Source organism: Stenotrophomonas sp. S49 (assembly GCF_016624905.1).
Lineage (GTDB): Bacteria > Pseudomonadota > Gammaproteobacteria > Xanthomonadales > Xanthomonadaceae > Stenotrophomonas.
The window spans coordinates 17987-36142 of record NZ_JACVUD010000027.1 but is presented as its reverse complement, the minus strand read 5'-3'; the positions used below and the strand labels follow the sequence as shown (position 1 = coordinate 36142).

The 18156-nt window shown below is 67.9% G+C and carries 15 protein-coding genes; 5 read left to right on the top strand and 10 right to left on the bottom strand.

Annotated features, from left to right (window positions below; translation table 11 throughout):
• Positions 1-179: 179 nt before the first annotated feature.
• A complete protein-coding gene (locus tag IAE58_RS08210; protein WP_199934468.1) occupies positions 180-1070 on the top strand; it encodes a hypothetical protein in 891 nt (296 codons plus the stop codon).
• 51 nt (positions 1071-1121) lie between these two features.
• Here IAE58_RS08210 and IAE58_RS08205 read toward each other — a convergent pair whose 3' ends face one another.
• Positions 1122-1529 carry a biopolymer transporter ExbD gene (locus IAE58_RS08205; protein WP_108750536.1) on the bottom strand — a complete coding sequence of 136 codons (408 nt, stop codon included), beginning with the start codon at positions 1527-1529 and terminating at the stop codon, positions 1122-1124.
• 164 nt (positions 1530-1693) lie between these two features.
• Here IAE58_RS08205 and IAE58_RS08200 point away from each other — a divergent pair, with 164 nt between their 5' ends.
• Positions 1694-3667, top strand: coding sequence for a transglycosylase SLT domain-containing protein (locus IAE58_RS08200; protein WP_199934467.1), 1974 nt, complete (start codon positions 1694-1696; stop codon positions 3665-3667).
• Between the two features lie 124 nt (positions 3668-3791).
• Positions 3792-5012, top strand: coding sequence for a multifunctional CCA addition/repair protein (locus IAE58_RS08195; protein WP_199934466.1), 1221 nt, complete (start codon positions 3792-3794; stop codon positions 5010-5012).
• 6 nt (positions 5013-5018) lie between these two features.
• On the opposite strand, the gene IAE58_RS08190 is transcribed toward IAE58_RS08195, so the two are convergent.
• Genes IAE58_RS08190 through IAE58_RS08180 form a run of 3 tightly spaced genes read right to left on the bottom strand, consistent with a single transcriptional unit; the run spans position 5019 to position 6877 of the window.
• Positions 5019-5453 carry an SseB family protein gene (locus IAE58_RS08190; protein ID WP_108750534.1) on the bottom strand — a complete coding sequence of 145 codons (435 nt, stop codon included), beginning with the start codon at positions 5451-5453 and terminating at the stop codon, positions 5019-5021.
• A 50-nt stretch (positions 5454-5503) separates the two neighbouring features.
• Entirely contained in the window at positions 5504-5839 is a 336-nt protein-coding gene (locus tag IAE58_RS08185; RefSeq protein WP_199934465.1) for a hypothetical protein, read from the bottom strand.
• Between the two features lie 3 nt (positions 5840-5842).
• Positions 5843-6877: a S41 family peptidase gene (locus IAE58_RS08180; protein ID WP_199934464.1), complete on the bottom strand. Its 1035-nt coding sequence runs from the start codon at positions 6875-6877 to the stop codon at positions 5843-5845.
• Positions 6878-7251: 374 nt separating this feature from the next.
• On the opposite strand from IAE58_RS08180, the gene IAE58_RS08175 reads away from it, so the two are divergent.
• Positions 7252-7647, top strand: a complete 396-nt coding sequence (locus IAE58_RS08175) for a hypothetical protein (RefSeq protein WP_199934463.1) — start codon at positions 7252-7254, stop codon at positions 7645-7647.
• A gap of 121 nt (positions 7648-7768) precedes the next feature.
• On the opposite strand, the gene IAE58_RS08170 is transcribed toward IAE58_RS08175, so the two are convergent.
• From IAE58_RS08170 to IAE58_RS08145, 6 genes are all read right to left on the bottom strand, one after another.
• Positions 7769-10798 carry an autotransporter outer membrane beta-barrel domain-containing protein gene (locus IAE58_RS08170; RefSeq protein WP_199934213.1) on the bottom strand — a complete coding sequence of 1010 codons (3030 nt, stop codon included), beginning with the start codon at positions 10796-10798 and terminating at the stop codon, positions 7769-7771.
• Positions 10799-11013: 215 nt separating this feature from the next.
• Positions 11014-12081, bottom strand: a complete 1068-nt coding sequence (locus IAE58_RS08165; RefSeq protein ID WP_199934212.1) for a heparan-alpha-glucosaminide N-acetyltransferase domain-containing protein — start codon at positions 12079-12081, stop codon at positions 11014-11016.
• Positions 12081-13229, bottom strand: coding sequence for an N-acetylglucosamine-6-phosphate deacetylase (gene nagA, locus IAE58_RS08160; protein WP_199934211.1), 1149 nt, complete (start codon positions 13227-13229; stop codon positions 12081-12083). Before nagA ends, IAE58_RS08165 begins: the two co-directional genes overlap by 1 nt.
• A complete protein-coding gene (locus tag IAE58_RS08155) occupies positions 13229-14257 on the bottom strand; it encodes an SIS domain-containing protein (RefSeq protein WP_199934210.1) in 1029 nt (342 codons plus the stop codon). The genes nagA and IAE58_RS08155 overlap by 1 nt, the downstream gene beginning before the upstream one ends.
• Positions 14258-14264: 7 nt before the next feature.
• Entirely contained in the window at positions 14265-15332 is a 1068-nt protein-coding gene (locus tag IAE58_RS08150; RefSeq protein ID WP_108757167.1) for a LacI family DNA-binding transcriptional regulator, read from the bottom strand.
• A 39-nt stretch (positions 15333-15371) separates the two neighbouring features.
• Positions 15372-16661, bottom strand: a complete 1290-nt coding sequence (locus IAE58_RS08145; protein WP_108762900.1) for a sugar MFS transporter — start codon at positions 16659-16661, stop codon at positions 15372-15374.
• A gap of 375 nt (positions 16662-17036) precedes the next feature.
• Here IAE58_RS08145 and IAE58_RS08140 point away from each other — a divergent pair, with 375 nt between their 5' ends.
• Positions 17037-18053 (top strand): glucokinase family protein, encoded by a 1017-nt coding sequence (locus IAE58_RS08140; protein WP_199934209.1) that lies wholly within the window; start codon positions 17037-17039, stop codon positions 18051-18053.
• The last annotated feature ends 103 nt before the right edge of the window (positions 18054-18156 follow it).

The following is an 18156-nucleotide window of genomic DNA, read 5'->3' as shown; positions in this document are numbered from 1 at the left end:
ACCTGTAAAAATGACGACGTGATGAAGAACACTCTTTCACGCGCTTTTGACGAATGAACCAACCGTATCCGCAGCGCTGGCGAACGATTAGGAATTGTTTGAAATTCAAGTGCCCCAGCAAACTTGCGTGCAGCTTCATCACAGACTGAGGCTTCAGACGCTAAACGCGAGGTCTCATCGTGAAAGCACTCAGTGCCGTGCTGTTGCCCGCAGCGCTCCTTGCAATTGCCCTGCTGTCATTGCCCACCAACGCCCGCGCGGGCGGGCTGGTCGAATGCAACAACTGTGCGTCCCCCCGGGATGCAGCGCTGCCATCGGGCGCTGGCCTGACGGTGGTCATGGACTTCGAGCGAGCACGACTTACTGCATTCAACGTCGAATACGATCGCGAGTTCAGAAAATGGCGGGCCCTTCCCACCTCGGTGCCCAATCAGATCCAGATGGCGTTCCTGCGCATCCTGGATGGCACCTCAGCGTTCGCAAAAGAACCGAACCATGCCTCGCCAAACGCCGGCGGAGGGACCGTTGTTACACTGCACCCGGATAATCCCGGAAATTCGAACGGTGTGAAATTTCCGGATTCCTATAAATCATCCACCACGTTCGATATCGTCAACTCAGCCACAATGCGAACGCGACTTGGACAGTATCTGGCCACAGAACTTGCCGGCGCGAATACCGGCAGCCCGACCTGGAACGGCATTGCACTTTCGATTCAACAGGCCGCATTGAACTGGTCGAGCATGAAGGGCGGCGGATCGATCACCATCATCATTACGTGGCGGGACGGATCGAAGACGCTCTATCGAATCACGCCCGACAATGTCGGTGAAGCCAAGTATCAGAAGGGAGAGAGCCGCGACGGCACCGGAAACATGGTTCCTGACGAGTCCATTGCTGACCGGATCACCGCTCCATCGTATGCCGGCGAGTATTATTTTGGTCGAGAGGGCGATCTCGACAGGTGGGCGCGATCTGCCCAGATGTATGGCGTACCAGTGCAGCGTGGCGACAGCAGCCGCATGTCCTGTAGCTGGGACGGCCGGACGGTCTACTGCCGCCAGTACTGAGCGCCGACCGGCGTTGAGTAGGCAGAACCCCTCAACGCCGGTCGTACCGTGTCAACGCACGAACGCGATCCGCTGCATGCCCGTGGCCTCGGCCGCGGCCAGAATCCGCGCCATGCCTTCATACTCGGCCGAAGGATCGCTGCTGATGCGCAGCTCCGGCAGGTTGCCGGCGTGCTCGCCCGCCTGTGCACGCAGGCGCTGCTGCAGATCACCGATGGCCATTGGCTGCCCGTTCCAGCTCAACTGGCTGGCCGCATCCAGGCGCAGCTCGATGGGCGGCGGCGGGTCCGGTCGCTGTACCACCCTGTCGGTGGCCTGCGGCAGATCCACCGTGATCGGCCGCGCCACGATCGGTGCGGTCACGATGAAGATGATCAACAACACCAGCATCACATCTACCAGTGGCGTTACGTTGATCTCAGCCAATGGTCCGCTTCGTCCTGCGCTACTGAATGCCATGTGCCGCTCCCTGCAGCAGGGCCGCTTGCCCTGTGGCCGAAATTACCCGGCCCATTGTCCACAGTGGCAGTGCTGCGCACGCAGTCGTTCAGCCGCCGTTTGCCAGCACCACACGTGCACGCTGCGCGAAACTGAATTCAGCCACGGCCCGCTATGCTGGGGCCATGACCCGACGCTCTTCGACCGCCCTGTCCCTGTTCCCGCTGGCCACCACGCTGCTGATCGGCTGCGCCAGCGCCCAATCACTCGACGCACAGAGTGGCCAGCTCAAGGCCGCCATCGATGCGGCCGAACGCGGCCAACTGGTGCCGTCGCAGGCCGCCGCGCTCAGCCGCCATCCGGCCTATGGCTGGGTCGAGTTCGCCCAACTGCGGCGCAACATCGACAGCGTGGACACCGGCCAGGCGCAGGCCTTCCTGAAGCGCTATGACGGCCAGGCCGTGGCCAACAGCTTCCGCAGCGTGTGGCTGCCCTCGGTGGCCCGTCGCCAGGACTGGCCCACCCTGCTGGCCAACTGGGCGCCGACCGAAAACCTGGGCCTGCGCTGCGCGCGGCTGACCGCCCGCCAGGCCACCGGCAAGGTGGACGCGCAGTGGACCAGCGAAGCGCAGGACCTGTGGCGCAAGAACGGCAAGTCGCTGCCCGATGCCTGCGATGCGGTGTTCGCCGTGCTGCAGGCCCAGGGCGGCATGAGCGATGCCCTGCGCTGGGAACGCGTCGATGCCGCCGCCGATGCACAGGAGCCGGCGGTGATGCGCAGCGCCGCGCGCGGCCTGCCCGCAGCCGACCTGGTCCTGGCCAACACCTACGCCGCCTTCGTCGACAAGCCCAATGCCAGCGCGCTGAACTGGCCGCGCAACGAGCGCAGCCGGCGCATCGCCACCGACGGCCTGGAAAAGCTGGCCAAGGCCGACCCCGGTGCCACCGAACAGCAGCTGCCGCAGTACGCGCAGGCACTTGGCCTGAGCGCCGACCAGCAGGCCCAGGTGCGCTACCAGATCGCGCTGTGGACGGTGGCCTCCTACCTGCCCGACTCCGCGCGCCGGCTCAACGCCGTGCCCGAATCAGCCTACGACGAGCGCCTGCACGAATGGCGTGTGCGTGAGGCGATGTCGCGCGGTGACTGGGCGGCCGCGCTGACCGCCATCCGCAAGATGGGCAGCAAGCAGCGCAACGATTCGCGCTGGGCCTATTTCGAAGGGCGCATGCTGGAAAAGACCGGGCAGGCGCAGCAGGCGCAGCCGCTGTTCCGCGATGCCGCTCGCGCCCCCACCTTCCACGGCTTCCTGGCCGCCGACAAGCTGCAGCAGGCGTACACGCTGTGCCCGTGGAAGCCCAACGACAGTGCCCAGGCGCAGGCCGCGGTCGCTCGCGATCCGGCCATCCAGCGCGCCATGGCGCTGTACCAGATCGACCGCACCGGCTGGGCCGTGGCCGAATGGAACAGCGCGCTGTCGCGCTTCGATGACACCCAGCGCCGCCTGGCCGTGCGCGTGGCGCAGGACAACGGCTGGTTCGACCGCGCCGTGTTTGCGCTGGGCAAGCAGCCGCAGGAACAGCGCCTGTACGACCTGCGCTTCCCGCTGCACCACGACAGCACCATCCGCCGCGAATCGGCGCGCAACGCCATCGATCCGGCCTGGGTGGCTGCCGAGATCCGCGCCGAGAGCACCTTCACCCCGCGCGCGCGCTCGCCTGCCAATGCCATGGGCCTGATGCAGGTGCTGCCCACCACCGGTGCCAGCGTGGCCAAGTCGATCGGCCTGACCGGCTACGGCGGCGCCGACAGCCTGTACGACCCGGACACCAACATCGCCATCGGCACTGCGTACCTGCGCCAGCTGATGAACAAGTACGACGGCCTGCCCTACGTGACCATCGCTGCCTACAACGCCGGGCCGACCCCGACCGCGCGTTGGCAGACCCAGCGCCCGGGCTTCGACCCGGACCTGTGGATCGAGACCATCAGCTACAAGGAAACGCGCGAATACGTGGCCCGCGTGCTGGCCTTCAGCGTGATCTACGACTGGCGCCTCAACGGCAATGCGCTGCCGCTCAGCGACCGCCTGATGGGCCGCCTGGTGGACAAGCGCAAGGCCTTCACCTGCGCCACCAATGCCGAGCAGGGCGGGGATTGATCGACGCGGCGGGTGCCGCCGGGCATCGCCCGGCGCTGCCCCGCAATGCCGTCCGAACCGGTAGCGCCGGGCCATGCCCGGCGAGCGCAGCGCGGCAAACCACGCCCATGCGATCATCCCCACCATGAAGATCTATCTTGTCGGCGGCGCCGTGCGCGACCGCCTGCTGCAGCGCCCCCCCGGCGACCGTGACTGGGTGGTGGTCGGCGCCACCCCCGCGCAGATGGAAGCGCAGGGCTACACCGCCGTGGGCCGCGATTTCCCGGTGTTCCTGCATCCGAAAACGGGTGAGGAATACGCACTGGCGCGCACCGAACGCAAATCCGGCCGCGGCTATCGCGGCTTCGTGGTCGATGCCGATCCGGCAGTCACGCTGGAAGAGGATCTGCAGCGACGCGATTTCACCATCAACGCTATTGCCTGCGACGAAGACACCGGCACCCTGGTCGACCCCTACGGTGGTGCGCGCGATCTGCAGCAGCGCGTGCTGCGGCATGTCGGCCCGGCATTCGTGGAAGACCCGCTGCGCGTGCTGCGCGCGGCGCGCTTCATGGCGCGCTTCGCGCCGCTGGGCTTTACCGTCGCCAGCGAAACCATGGCGCTGATGCGCGAGGTCGCCGCCAGTGGCGAACTGGATGCGCTGGTGCCCGAACGTGTCTGGCAGGAACTGCGCAAAGCGCTGGTCTGCGAACGCCCGTCCGCCTTCCTGCGCACGCTGCACGACGCGCAAGCGTTGGGCCCCATCCTGCCGGAACTGGAAGCCCTGTACGGCGTGCCGCAACGCGCCGAATTCCATCCGGAAGTCGACACCGGCATCCACCAGGAAATGGTCAGCGACATGGCCGCACGCCTGGCGCCGGGCGATGATCTTGTGGGCTTCGCCGCCCTCACCCACGACCTCGGCAAGGGCCTGACCCCGCAGGACGAATGGCCGCGCCACATCATGCACGAGCAGCGTGGCGTGACGCCGCTGAAGGAACTGTGCGCACGGCTGAAGATTCCCACCGAGCACCAGCAGCTGGCTGAGGCGGTCTGCCGCGAACACTTGAACGTGCACCGCATCGACGAACTGCGCGATGCCACCGTGCTGGAACTGCTGGGCCGATGCGATGCGCTGCGTCGGCCCGAGCGGGTGGCGCGCATCGCGCTGTGCTGCGAGGCCGACAAGCGCGGCCGGCTGGGTTTCGAAGACAGCGACTACCCGCAGGGCGAAACGCTCAAGCGCCTGCACCAGGCCGCGCTTTCAGTGCAGGCGCGCGATCTGGATACCACCCACCTGAAAGGCCCCGCCATTGGCGAAGCCCTGGCCAGGGCGCGGGTGAAGGCGATCGCGGCGGCGCGATGAGCGCGGTCAGTGCGCCATGCCGCGGGTAATGGCCGCGGCGCGCTCCTTCAGCTGGGCCACGGCATCGGGAATCATCTCCATGCCCACGTCCAGGCCGGGGTTCAGCACCAGGCCAACGCCCTCGCCGATGCCCGACAGCAGCGCGTGCACGGCAATCGGCATGGCATGGGCGAACTGCGGCAGCTGTTCGTGCCACAGCTCGGCGCGCTCCGGCGCGGTGAACACCGCAAACATCGGCTCGCCGCTTTCGCTGGTCAGCACCAGCGGTGAAATGCTCTCGTCCCAGGCGCCATCTTCGCCAATGGCCTTGTCCAGCAGCACGAACACCGGCGCGGTCAACAGGCCGTCCAGGAACTGCGCGGCGGTCAGCGTGCCGTCCTGTGCCTGCAGCAGGCGGACCTCCAGGTCGTTGGTGGGTTCAAACGGCGTGTCGTGGTCCATGGTCGCTTCCGGTACGTGATTGCTGGACTCCACTTTAGCAGGCCGGGAGCTCAGGCCAGATAGCCTTGCCGCCACATCCACCCCGCCACCGCCAGCCCAGCCACCACCCCCAGCATCAGCGGCAGTCCAAAGCGGTGCCGGAACGGAATCGGCACCCTGCCCAGCTGCTGGTCCAAGGTCTCGGTGTCCAGCACCCAGCCATGGCCGCAGCCGGTGCAGGCCAGTTCGTAGCGGCGCTGGTAGACGAAGCCGAACAGCAGGTCGATGCGCGCCATGCGGTAGCGCAACTGCGGGGCGAAGTCGGTTTCTGTCTGGCAGCGCAGGCAGTGGTGCGCCTCGGTCGGGCCGACCACCACCACCCGTTCCTGCTGGCCGATCAGCAGCATCCTTCAGCCTCCCTTGCACGCCGGTTGCGCCAGCAGCCACGCCTGGGCGGCGGCAACGGTGGCTGCAGCGCCGCGGGTATGCTCGTCAGGCACGATCTTCCGCCCATCGCCGCGACCGTGGCGGTCCTGCATCACGCTGGTAGTCAACACCAGGGAACTGCCGTCGGCCAGCGGCCGCACCACGTTGGCGGTGGACACACCGCGGGTGGGCTCGCCGAAACTGCGCGCCTGCGCGCGACCACGGAACGCCAGCGCCGTCGCTTCGCCGGCACTGGCGGTCTGCGGCCCGGTCAGCACAGCCACGGGCGCTGCGGCATGCTTCAGCTGATAGCCCGGCTTACCCAGATCGACGATGGCGCCCGCGCCCAGACGCAGGCCAGACGGTGTGGACTGCCAGGCGGAAGGGCCGTCGGCGGTGACGAACGCGCCCACGGTCTCGTCATCGCCGGCGGTCATCCGCAGCAACGGGGCAACGCCCAGCAGCATGGGCCACATGTTCCCGCCGGTGTTGCCGCGCAGATCCACGATCCAGCCGCAGCGCGCGCCGTTGTCCTGCTCACCGATGGTCGCCTGCCAGCGCGCGGCGCGTTGCTGCATCTTCTGCTGCAGCTCCGGGCCGGGAACAATGGAAAACGCGCCGATCTCGACCCAGCCGATGCGTGGGTCAACAGGCGGCATATCGGTCGACGTGGCTGTCATGCCTGTACCGGTGGCGTTGGCGGCGCCAGCGGTGTTGGCCCCTCCTGGCCGCTGCGCTTCCGCGCCCATCCGCTTCGGGCTGAGCCACGCACCGTGCCCGCCCGAGCTGCGGCCAATGGCTTCCTTCAGTACGTCGCGTATCTTTTCCGGGTTGCCCTGCGCTGCACTCATGCGTGCACGGATCTCCGGCCAATCCACGCGATCACGGTAGAGCGCCTCGCGCTCCAGCAGGTCCACCAGTTCGATCTGGGCCTGCCGTGTGGGCAGTTCGATGGCGTGGGCAGGTGCCGCCATTGCGGCGGTCAGTGCCAGAATCGTGGTGCGGAAACCCATGGGCATTCGACGTTCCTTCGCCGGAAGATGGAGGAACGAGGATACGCCCTTGGACGTCGCGCGACGTGTCGTGTTTCGCACTCCTGGGCCACCACACGATTTGCAACTTTGCTCATGGCTGCGCTGCAGTGAAAGCGCGAAGGTGGCTTTGCCAACGCATCCAGCGTTGGCCGGGATTGGCGTCCTGAATCAAACATTCAAGCGATCGACTTGCCGACTCAGCGGCAATTACGACAATGCATCGGCTCGCCCATGGCGGGCGGTGCGTGGGGATCCTCGCGATCCGTCGGCTTTTTCGCTTGGATTTTGACCGGCACGCCAACCCGCACCGCCCGCCACCTTGCACGCCGCAGGTGGCCTTGCCTTGTGAGGTTGCCGCCATGACCACGCTCTACCCCACCCATCCCCGTCTGCATGCCCTGCTGGGCAATGCGCTGCCCGGGTTGGCGTTGCCCAATGCCGTGGCCGAGGCCTTGGAAGATGCGTTGATTGAAGCCGCGGAAGCTACACCGCCATCGGCATTCTTCGCCCGGTTACGCGGCGTGGCACAGGAGTCTGACGATGCACGCGGGCGCGGTCTGGCGGAGGCTACGCGCTGTCTTGCCGCGCTTTCGGCCTGCGGTGATGTGCTGCTGGCGGCGCAGTCGGCGCGGGAGCTGGATGATGTGGCCGCGCAGTGCCCGGCGCAGGTGGAAGAAGGGTTGCTGCAGGCGGTAGTGGTGCTGGCCGAGCATGCCGGCGCGCTGGTTCATGACGTTGTCGATAGCCGCCGGTAGGGTCGAGCTTGCTCGAGTGCCTTGCCAACAGCCGTCGAGCAAGCTCGACGCTACGGGGTCATGGCGTGTCGACCAAGGTCGACACCTGCCAAGGGGGTTGCCCGCCGGGCATGGCCCGGCGCTACCAGTCTGCGCGCAGGCCGATGTTGCCTTGGATCACGCGCCGTTCTTCGTTGCGGCTGCCGCCCACTTCACGGGTGTAGTCGGCCACGGCATACGCGCTGACGGTGCGGTTGAAGCGCCCCGCCACGCCGATGCCGGCTTCCAGCGCGCGCGAGCGTTGCGCGCTGGTAATCACGTCGGTGTCGAACTGGATGCGGTCCTCGCCCGCGCGGCCGTGCCAGTAGTTCACCTTGAAATACGGCTGCCAGCCGTTGTCGGCCAGCTGGTAGTCGCCGGCCAGGCGCAGGCCCACGCGGCCGGTCCAGGCGTTGTCACTGTCGAACGACACCGCCGACACCGCGTCGCGCTGGTCATCCAGCGAACTGCGTTGCCAGATCACCTGTACCTGCGGTTCCAGCCACCATGCCGATTGCCCGAACTGCAGCAGGGGCTTGCCGGCTTCCAGCGACAGGCTGGTGCCGTCACCGCGCACATCGATGCCCAGCCCGCGCGACGAGCGCATGCGGCCGTCATAGCGGCTCTGCATCGCCACCGCGTCCAGGTAGCCGCCTTCGCTTCCGGTCAGCGTCCAGTACAGGCCTACGTGCTTTTCGTCCAGGCGGCTCTGGCCGACCTGCACGTTCTCCCAGCCCAGCGCCAGCCCGGTGGTCCTGCCCTGCGCACGGGTGCGGCCGACGAACACGCCCACCTGGTTGCGATGGTCATCAGCGGCGGCCGCCCACACATCCAGACCGGCCTGCACGCCCATCACATCGCCATCGAAGCCCGGCTGTGCGTCGCCCTTCCAATGGATCTCGCTGCTCTGCCCCACCAGTCGCGCCCAAGCGGTGCGGAAGGCGCCGACGCTGTAGAGCAGGCGCTGTTCGCCCTGGCGCTCGTGGAAGGTACCGAGGCTGGCCAGCGAGGTCTCGCGCAGCAGCGGCGGCACCACCGCGTAGGCAGCGGTTTCCAGGCGATACAGCGGCACCACGTCGCCCTGCGCCGGTCGTGCACCCGGGCTGGGCGGGGTCGAGCCTGCACCGGGCAGGCTGCTGCCGGCCACCGGCACATCGGGTACGGCCGGGTCGCTGGGCGGTGCCACGGGTGCCGGCTCCGGCGGTGGCGGTGGCGGTGCGGTCTCGCCAGCGGTCAGATCGGGATCAATCGGATCCTCCGGCGGCGGTGGCGGTGCCGGCGTGATCGGCGGCGGCGGTGCGACGTCGGGGCTGGGCGGCGGCGGCATGGCGTTGACGCTGCCATTCGGTGCCGGCGTCGGGCCCGCGACCAGGGTCGAACGCAGGTACCAGTTCTCGCCGGTGCCGGCGCTGACGCCACCCTTGAACAGGAAGTACTCATAGGCACCGGCCGATACCGGTGCGAACAGGGAGAACGCATTCGTCGCGGTGGTACCGCCATTCAAGGCCTGCACCACCAGGATGCCGTCGGCCAGCGTCGCCGCGCCACCGCCGCCGGCGTTGAGGATGCCGATGCCGGTCGTGCCGCTGGCCGTGCCGCCGTCAATGACCAACCGGTCGCTGTTGGAGCCATCCCCCGCCAGCACCGTGCGCAGGTACAGGCCGCCGCCCTCGCCGCGGTAATTGCCGCGGATGCTGAAGACATCGCCTGCGCCCGTGCCGGTGAGATCGATGCGCCCGGCGTTGATCACATCGACCAGTGCGCCCGCAGCGAACGGCCGCAGCGCATGCGCGCCGTTGCCGGCGTAGAGCGTGCTGGTGTCGTCCAAGGTAAGCGTGCCGGTGCCCGTCCCGCTGTCGCCGAGCACGAGGTCACCGTCGAAGGTCAGCTCGGTGCTGCTGCCCAGGCTGATCGCCTCCCAGTTCTGGAAGCGGGCCACGCCGGTGGTCTTGACGTTGTTGAAGTTGAGCCGGTCATTACCGCTGCCACCGCCAAACAGCGGCACTGCACCCAGGTTGGCCTGGTTGAGGTTGCTGAGATTGGCCACGTCATTGTCCGGCCCGCCATCAATGGCCCCGTAGACGATGCCACCGCCATTCCAGTTGAAGGTGTCGTTGCCGGTGCTCAGCAGCACCTGCCCGCGCACGGTGCCATCGGTGATGGTCACGCTGTCATTGCCGCCGCTGACGCTGATGTTGCCGCCGATGTAGGCCGTGCCGGAGATGATGATGGTATCGGTGTCGAAGCCGGTGACCACGTTGCCGTCGACCGTGCCGCCGGACTGGTCCCACAGGTTCTTGTCCAGCTTCATGTTGACCCGGCCGATGCGGCCGCCGGTCATCCACGCCAGGTCGCCATCTTCGAAGGCACCGATGATGCGGCCGCCGCTCATGCGGAAGGTGTCGATGTTGTCGCCCTGCTGCAGCGCGCCGATGGTGCCGCCGGTCATGACGAAATCATCGGCACCACTGCCCTGCGTCACCAGGCCGGTGATGGTGCCGCCGCTGACCGTCATCCGGTCATCGCCGTTGCCCTGGTCGACGCTGTCGAGCGTGCCGCCGCTGATCAGCAGAACGTCGTTGCCATCGCCCTGCAGCACACCGCCGCTGACGCTGCCGTCCAGCATCTCCAGGCGATCGTTTCCGGCGCCGAACTGCACGCCGGAGCGCCCGCTGATGGTGCCGCGGTTGACCAGCACGCTGTCGCCTGCACCGACGAACTGCAACGCGGTGTTGTTGCCGGTGCTGATGCTGCCGAGATTGTCGACGCGGCTGCCGCCGCCCAGCTGCACGGCAATGCCACCGACCGAACTGATCACCCCCTGGTTGCCGAGCTGGTGACCGCCGGCGCCGACCAGGCTGACGGCGCTGCCGCCACCGCCCTGCTGCAACTGTGCGCCACTGGCGACGTTGAGAGTGATGCCGGCCTCGCCGTTGGCGCTGACCGCCACGGTCTGCGGGTTGGGCGCTGCGGCACTGCAGGTGATGGTCTGCCCGGCGAGCGGGGCGACGTTGTCACAGCCCGCCCACGCGATGGGCACGGTGGAAGCCAATGCGGCAGGGATGGCGAGGACCTGCAGCAGGCAGCGGGTCAAGCGGTGATGGCGCGGTGCGCGCATAGCGGCAACGGACATATGGCACTCCTGGGTCGGGGGATTCAGGAATTGCGGATATGGACAGTGCGGGCGCCGCAGCGGCGCCGGAGGCTTCAGGCCTGCCGTTATGCCGGATGCAGCACGCTTTGCGTGTGAAGTAATCCATGCATCACGCCGAGTGCATGTGCATAAAAGCGTTCATCCCAACCAAGGTAGGTGCCAACCTTGGTTGGCACAAAGGGCCCCGGCCCGGTTCAGATCTTCAGGTAGATGCGACGCCGGTCCAGCCACCACGCCACGCCCCACCACAGCGCAACAAAGGCGATCGCCTGCAGCATCGAGGCCAGTTCTAGTGCGCCCGGCATCGCCGTGGCCAGCTGCTGCCACACCCAACCCCATGCACCAATGGCCAGCAGCACCACCGACATCACCGAGGCGCCAAGGTAGGCGGTGATGGCATTGACGCCGAAGCGGCGGCCCAGCGCGGGCCAGCCCCTGCGGTCGATCAGCAGGTGCCCGAGCCACAGCGCCAGCGCCGCCAGCCCGCCGGTCCACAGCACGTAGCTCGGCGTCCACAGCTGCTTGTTGAGCGGCAGCACCGTGGCCAGCAGCAGCCCCAGCACGGCACAGGCCACGCCCACCCCGGCCAGTGCAGCGCTACGGCCAGCGCGCAGCAGGCCACCGGCCAGCAGACCGAGCACAGTGGTGGCCAGCGCCCCCAGGCTGCTCAGCAGGCCTTCCGGGTCGTGGCCCAGGCCGGTTTCCGGCTGCCATTGGTAGATCCACGGTGCGAACCACGCGGTATCCAAGCGGCTGGCCGGATTGGTAAACGGTGCCAGATCGCCGCTGCCCAGCAGCAGCACCGCGTAGCCCACGAGCAGACCGACCAGCAGCGCCAGCTGCGTGCGTGGCCGCGCGTACACCGCCAGCACGCCCACCAGCGCCGCGCAAAGCGCGATACGCTGCAGCACCCCCCAGATGCGGAAGTGATGCGTGTGCAGCGCCCACCACACCAGCAGGTGCAGCAGCACACCGGCAATGGCGATGCGCAGCGCCCGCTCCAGCACGCCCTTGGCCAACGCCGGGCGCGCGGCACGGTCCTGCGCACGCGGGGCCACGCTGAAGGCCATCGATACGCCCACCAGGAACAGGAAGAACGGAAACACCAGGTCGGTGGGCGTGCAGCCATGCCACTCGGCATGGCGCAACGGCGCAAACACCGCGCCCCAGTCGCCGGGATTGTTGACCAGCAGCATGCCGGCCACGGTCAGGCCACGCAGCGCATCGATCGAGCCCAGCCGTGCCGACGCCGCCACGCCCATCACGCGGCCTCGTACTGCCCGGCAATCCAGGTGCCACGCACCTGCAATGCATCGTCCAGCAGCACCAGGTCGGCCTGGTAGCCCTCGGCGATGTGGCCCAGGCGATCATCCACGTTGAGGAACTGCGCCGGGTAGGTCGAGGCCATGCGCGCGGCCTCGGCCAGCGGCTGGCCGAGCAGCTGCACGGTGTTGCGCACGGCCGTGGCCATGTCCAGCGCCGAACCGGCCAGCGCACCGGCGGCGTTGCGCACCACGCCATCCACCGCGGTGATGGTTTCGCCGTATAGCACATAGCTGGGGTCGTCGGCACCGACCGGCGGCATCGCGTCGGTCACCAGCAGCAGACGACCGCGCGGCTTGGCGGCCAGCGCCACGCGCAGGCTGGCCGGGTGCACGTGCACGCCATCGACAATGATGCCGATCCAGCTGTCACGGTCTTCCAGCGCGGCACCCACTGCACCTGGCTCGCGCCCCTGCAGCGGCGACATCGCGTTGTACAGATGGGTGAAGCCGCGCACGCCGGCATCCAGGCCGGCGCGGATCTCTTCATAACTGCCGGCGGTATGCCCGGCGGCCACGATCACCCCGCGCTCCACCAGTGCACGGATCGACTCCAGCGGCACGCGTTCCGGCGCCAGGGTCAGCAGGGTCACGCCGTTGTCCAGCGACGCGGCCAGTGCGATTTCATCGGCATCGGGCACGCGGAACTTGCTGGCATCGTGGGTGCCCTTGCGCGCCGGGGCGATGTACGGGCCTTCCAGATGGATGCCGATGATGCCCGGCACCTGCTGCGCGATCGCCTCGCGCATCGCACCGATCGCCTCGCGCATCACGTCAACGTCGTCGCTGATCAGGGTCGGCAACATCGCAGTGGTGCCGAAGCGCCGGTGGGCCTGCGCGATGGTGCGCAGCGAGGCGACATCCGGCGTGTTGTTGAACAGCGCACCGCCACCGCCGTTGACCTGCACGTCGATGAAGCCCGGCAGCAGCCAGCCGCCGCCCAGGTCCACCTGTTCGTCAGCCTGGCCCAGCTGCGGCGCGGCGTCGGGCAGCAGCGCGATGATGCGGCCGTCTTCGATCACCACCGCCAGGTCGTCGCGGAAGTCATCGCCGGTGAGGATGCGGGCGTTGCGCAGGACCGTGGCCATCAGACCGTCTCCGTGACCTTGTTCAGGTGCGGCGGCAGGTCGGGATTGAAGCCACGGCGGATCGCCAGTGCGTTGATGGCGCGGTAGAAGCTCTGCACGGTCAGCAGAGGGGCGCACAGCGGGTGCGGCGCGACCGCCACCGGCAGGTTGCCACCGGCGCCGGCCATCCACACCTGGGCGCCGCGCGCACTGAATTCCTCGACCACCGCACGGGTGCCGGCACCGGTTTCATCGGGCTGGGCGAAGGCCAGCACCGGGAAGCCGCGGCCGACCAGCGCCATCGGACCATGCTTGACCTCGGCCGAGCTGTACGCTTCGGCGTGCAGGCTGCAGGTTTCCTTGAACTTCAGTGCGGCTTCCTGCGCTGCGCCCAGGCCCAGGCCGCGGCCGAGCACGAACAGGTTGGTGGCATCGACCAGGCCATCGGTGACTGCACCCCAGTCGCACTGCCACGCGCTGCGCATCGCGTCAGGCAGCAGATCCAGCGCATTGCGCAGGCTGCTGTCCTGCTTCCAGTACGCGGCCAGCTGCAGCAGCGCGGCCAGCGAGGCCAGGTAGCTCTTGGTTGCGGCCACGCTCTTTTCAGCACCGGCGTGCAGCGGAATGACCGTGTCGGCCAGCTGCGCCAGCGGCGAATCTTCCACGTTCACCAGCGCCACCACGCGTGCGCCGGCGGCCTTGGCAGCCTCGGCATTGCGCAGCAGGTCCGGGCTCTTGCCCGACTGCGAGATGACGATGAACAGCGCACCGCGCAGCTGCAGTGGTGCAGCGTAGACCGAGCCCACCGACGGCGAGGCCGAGGCGACCACCAGGCCCAGCTGGGTTTCCAGCAGGTACTTGCCGTAGGTAGCGGCGTGGTCGGAGCTGCCGCGTGCACAGGTCACCACGAACGGCGGCGGTGCCGCACGCAGGCTGGCGGCCAGCGTTTCCATCGTGGCGTGGTTGCGGGCGAACTGGCGTGCGACCACATCGGCCGCTTCGGCGGCTTCGGCAAACATCAGGGTGGCGGTGGGGTCTGACAGCGACATGGCGGGCTCAGGCAGGTTCGGAAGGAAGGGGACGGGCGCCGGACGGGCGCATCGGTGCGGTGGAACCGCGCACCACCAGCTGCGGCACAAAGCCCTGGTTGTGCAGCGACGCGGGCGCCTCATCGTAGGCATCGCTGCGCAGCTGGCCGATCAGCAGGCGCGCGGCGTGGCGGGCGATGTCTTCGGTGGCCTGCTTGGCGGTGGTCAGTGGCGGCCACGACTGGCGCGAGAACGGGCTGTCCTCGAAACCGGCGATGGACAGGTCGTAGGGCACGCTCATGCCGGCCGACTTCGCCGCGGCCAGCACGCCGGCGGCGATTTCATCGTTGGAACCGAAAATGGCGGTGGGCGGTTCGCGCAGCGCCAGCAGGCGGCGCGCACCGCGGAAACCGTCGTCGAAGGTGTAATCGCCCTGCACCACCAGGTGCTTGTCCACGGTCATGCCGTAGTCCTTCAGCGCAGCCTCGTAACCAGCGTAACGTTCGCCGGAGGAACGGTGCGAGGTGCCGCCCCACAGGAAGCCGATGCGCTGGTGGCCGAGCTGGATCAGGTGCTCGGTGATCTCGTAGGCGGCCTCGCGGTCGTCCACGAACACACAGGCACCGTCGGCCGGATCTTCGGTGGCCGCAATGATGCGCACCAGCTTGATGCCGCGCGCGGTCAGCGCCTGGATCAGGTCGCGGCGCTCGGACATCGGGGCGGTCAGCACCAGCCCGGCCAGGCGCGAACGCTGCACCCAGTCGGCCAGCTCGTCGGCCAGCAGTGGCGAGCTGGAATCGCAGGGGTGGATCTGCAGGCCGAAGCCGGTTTCGCGGCAGGCCGCCAGCACACCGTTCTGCACGCCGATGATGTGGTACGGGTTGGGGTTGTCATACACCAGCCCGATCACGAAGGTGGTGCCGCTGCGCAGGTTGCGCGCGGACGGATCGGGTTCGTAGTCCAGCTCGGCGATGGCACGCAGCACCCGCGCGCGGGTGGCCTGCATCACCGAGGGCTCGTTGTTGATCACCCGCGATACCGTCTTCAGCGAGACCTTGGCCTTTTCGGCAACGTCCTTGATGGTCGCTCTGCGCATCGGTTTTTCCTGGGGTTGGCTGCCGTCCATCATCGCCGATCAGCCCCGGTCCTGCGGCAGGCCCACCCGGTGGCCCACCACCGAATAGAACAGGATGTACAGGTAGCAGGGGACCATCAGCAGCACGAAGGTGAGCTGGAAATCGATGTGCTGCTTGAGCAGGGCGAACAGCTGCGGAATGATCGCGCCACCGGCAATACCCATCACCAGCAGGGCCGAACCGGTTTCGGTGAAGCGCCCCAGGCCGCGGATGGCCAGCGGGAAGATGGCCGGCCACATCATGGCGTTGGCAAAGCCCAGCAGGGCCACGAAGGCCACCGACACATAGCCGTGCGTTGCCCACGCGCCCAGGCAGAACACCACGCCCAGCACCGCCGACAGGGTCAGGTAGCGCGACTGCGACACCACCCGCGGAATCACCAGCAGGCCGACCACGTAACCGACCAGCATCGCGCCCAGGGTGAAGGCGGTGAACATCTTGGTCTCGTCCAGCGGCAGGTTGAAGCCATGGCCGTAGGTGCCGATGGCATCGCCGGCCATCACTTCCACGCCCACGTACACGAACAGGCACAGCACGCCCAGCCACAGGTGCGGGAACTGGAAGATGCTGCGGCGCTCGACCGCACCGGCGGCCACCGGCGTGGCGTTGGCTTCGGACGATTTGATTTCCGGCAACGGCGAGAACAGGATCGCCACCGCCAGCACCACCAGCAGCGCCGCCATGGCCAGGTACGGGGCGTGGATCTTGGCGGCGAACTGATTCAACAGCACGGCCTTGGTCGCGGCATCGGCCGCCTGCACCTGCACGTCCAGATCGCCAATGCCATGCAGCACCACCGTGCCGATCAGGATCGGCGCCAGGATGCCGGCGATCTTGTTGCAGATGCCCATCAACGCGATGCGCCGCGCCGCCGTTTCAATCGGCCCCAGGATGGAGATGTACGGGTTGATGGCCGTCTGCAGCAACGCCAGGCCGCTGCCGATCACGAACAGGCCGCCCAGTGCGCCGGGGTACCAGCGCTGGGTGGCGAATTCGCCGAACAGTGCCGCGCCACCGGCCATCACCAGCAGGCTCAGGCTCAGGCCCTTCTTCATGCCCGTGCGGCGCAGGATCCACGACGAGGGCAGCGCCAGGAAGAAGTAGGACAGGTAGAACACCATCAGCACCAGGAAGGCGCCGACTTCGCTCAGCTCGAAGGCGAGCTTGACGAAGGTGATCAACGGGCCGTTGAGCCAGGTGAAGAAGCCGATCAGGAAGAACAACACGCCGACGATGGCGATGGAGGTGGCCACGTTCGGGCGCGCGCTTGCAGCGGGGACGGCGGACATCAGGAGGGCTCCTGCGGCGACGGCCGCAGAACGCGGCGTCGGAGAGTGGCTGGGAACAACGTTGTCACATTCTTTCGATGGACGGCGGCGGTTTGTCAACTTCCAATCTGCACCGGTTCGCGCGGGTGCTGCACTGCGCAAGGACACCCGAGGCAATGCCGCTGAATGCGCGACAGGCCTTGACGCCTGTGGCACAACGGCCTGCGGGACCGAAGGACCATCACGCGGTGTAAACGTTTACCCGGCACTTGATTCGTTGCGCCGCAGCAACGAAAGTGTCACGAACTCGTTGACATCGTTGTCAGCGCAGTTACAGACTCCGCCCCATCGCCGGGTCTTTCGTGGGCCCGGTACCCACCTGCAGCAGGAGCCCGCGTGACCGCCAGCCATCCCGCCCCGGCCCATGTGCTTTCCCGTCACGCGCCCTCGTTCCTGGCCGCTGACGTTGGTGGCACCCATGTGCGCGTGGCCCGGGTGCAGGCCAGCGGCGATGCCGCCCATCCGGTGCAGGTGCTGGACTACCGCAAGTACCGCAACGCCGACCATGCCGGCCTGGCCGCCATCCTTTCCGACTTCCTGGGCCAAGACGCCCGCCCCGCGCACTGCGTGGTGGCCACCGCCGGCTACGCCCGCGAAGACGGCACGGTGATCACCGCCAACGTGCCGTGGCCGTTGTCGGCGCGGCAGATCGAAGCCGAGGTGGGCGTGCAGCGCGTGCACATCGTCAACGACTTCGAAGCAGTGGCCTATGCCGCCGCGCAGGTCGATGCCAGCGGCGTGCTGCACCTGTGCGGGCCCGAAAGCGCCGCGCGCGGCCCGACCCTGGTGGTCGGCCCCGGCACCGGCCTGGGCGCGGCGTTGTGGATTCCCACCGCGAACGGCCCGGTGGTCCTGGCCACCGAAGCCGGCCAGCCCACTCTGGCGGCCAGCACCGCGCTGGAAATGGACATCGTGCGCCACATGCAGCGCGAGCGTGCGCATGTGTCGATCGAACACGCGCTGTCCGGCCCCGGCCTGATGAACCTGTACCACGCCGTCTGCGCCCAGCAGGGCGATGCCCCGCAGCTGGCCAGCCCCGACGCGGTGACCGCGGCGGCCATGTCCGGCAGCGACGCACACGCACGGCAGGCGCTGGATGTGTTCTGCGGCCTGCTGGGCAGCACCATCGGTGACATGGCGCTGTTCTACGGCGCCCACGGTGGCGTCTACCTGGCCGGCGGCATCCTGCCGCAGATCCGCGAATACCTGCGCGCCAGCACCTTCGTCGAACGCTACCTGCAAAAGGGGCCGATGGGCGAAGCGCTGGCACGCATCCCGGTGAAGGTGGTCGAGCATGGGCAGCTGGGCGTGATCGGCGCCGCCAGCTGGTTCCTGCTGCACCACCCCGCCTGATCGGCAATACGCAGTACGCAACACGCTGTACGCGCTGTATCCGCACCACCGCGCAGGTTGCTGCAGAGGCAGCCGTGCGCGTTCCTACCTACCGCACGCCGCC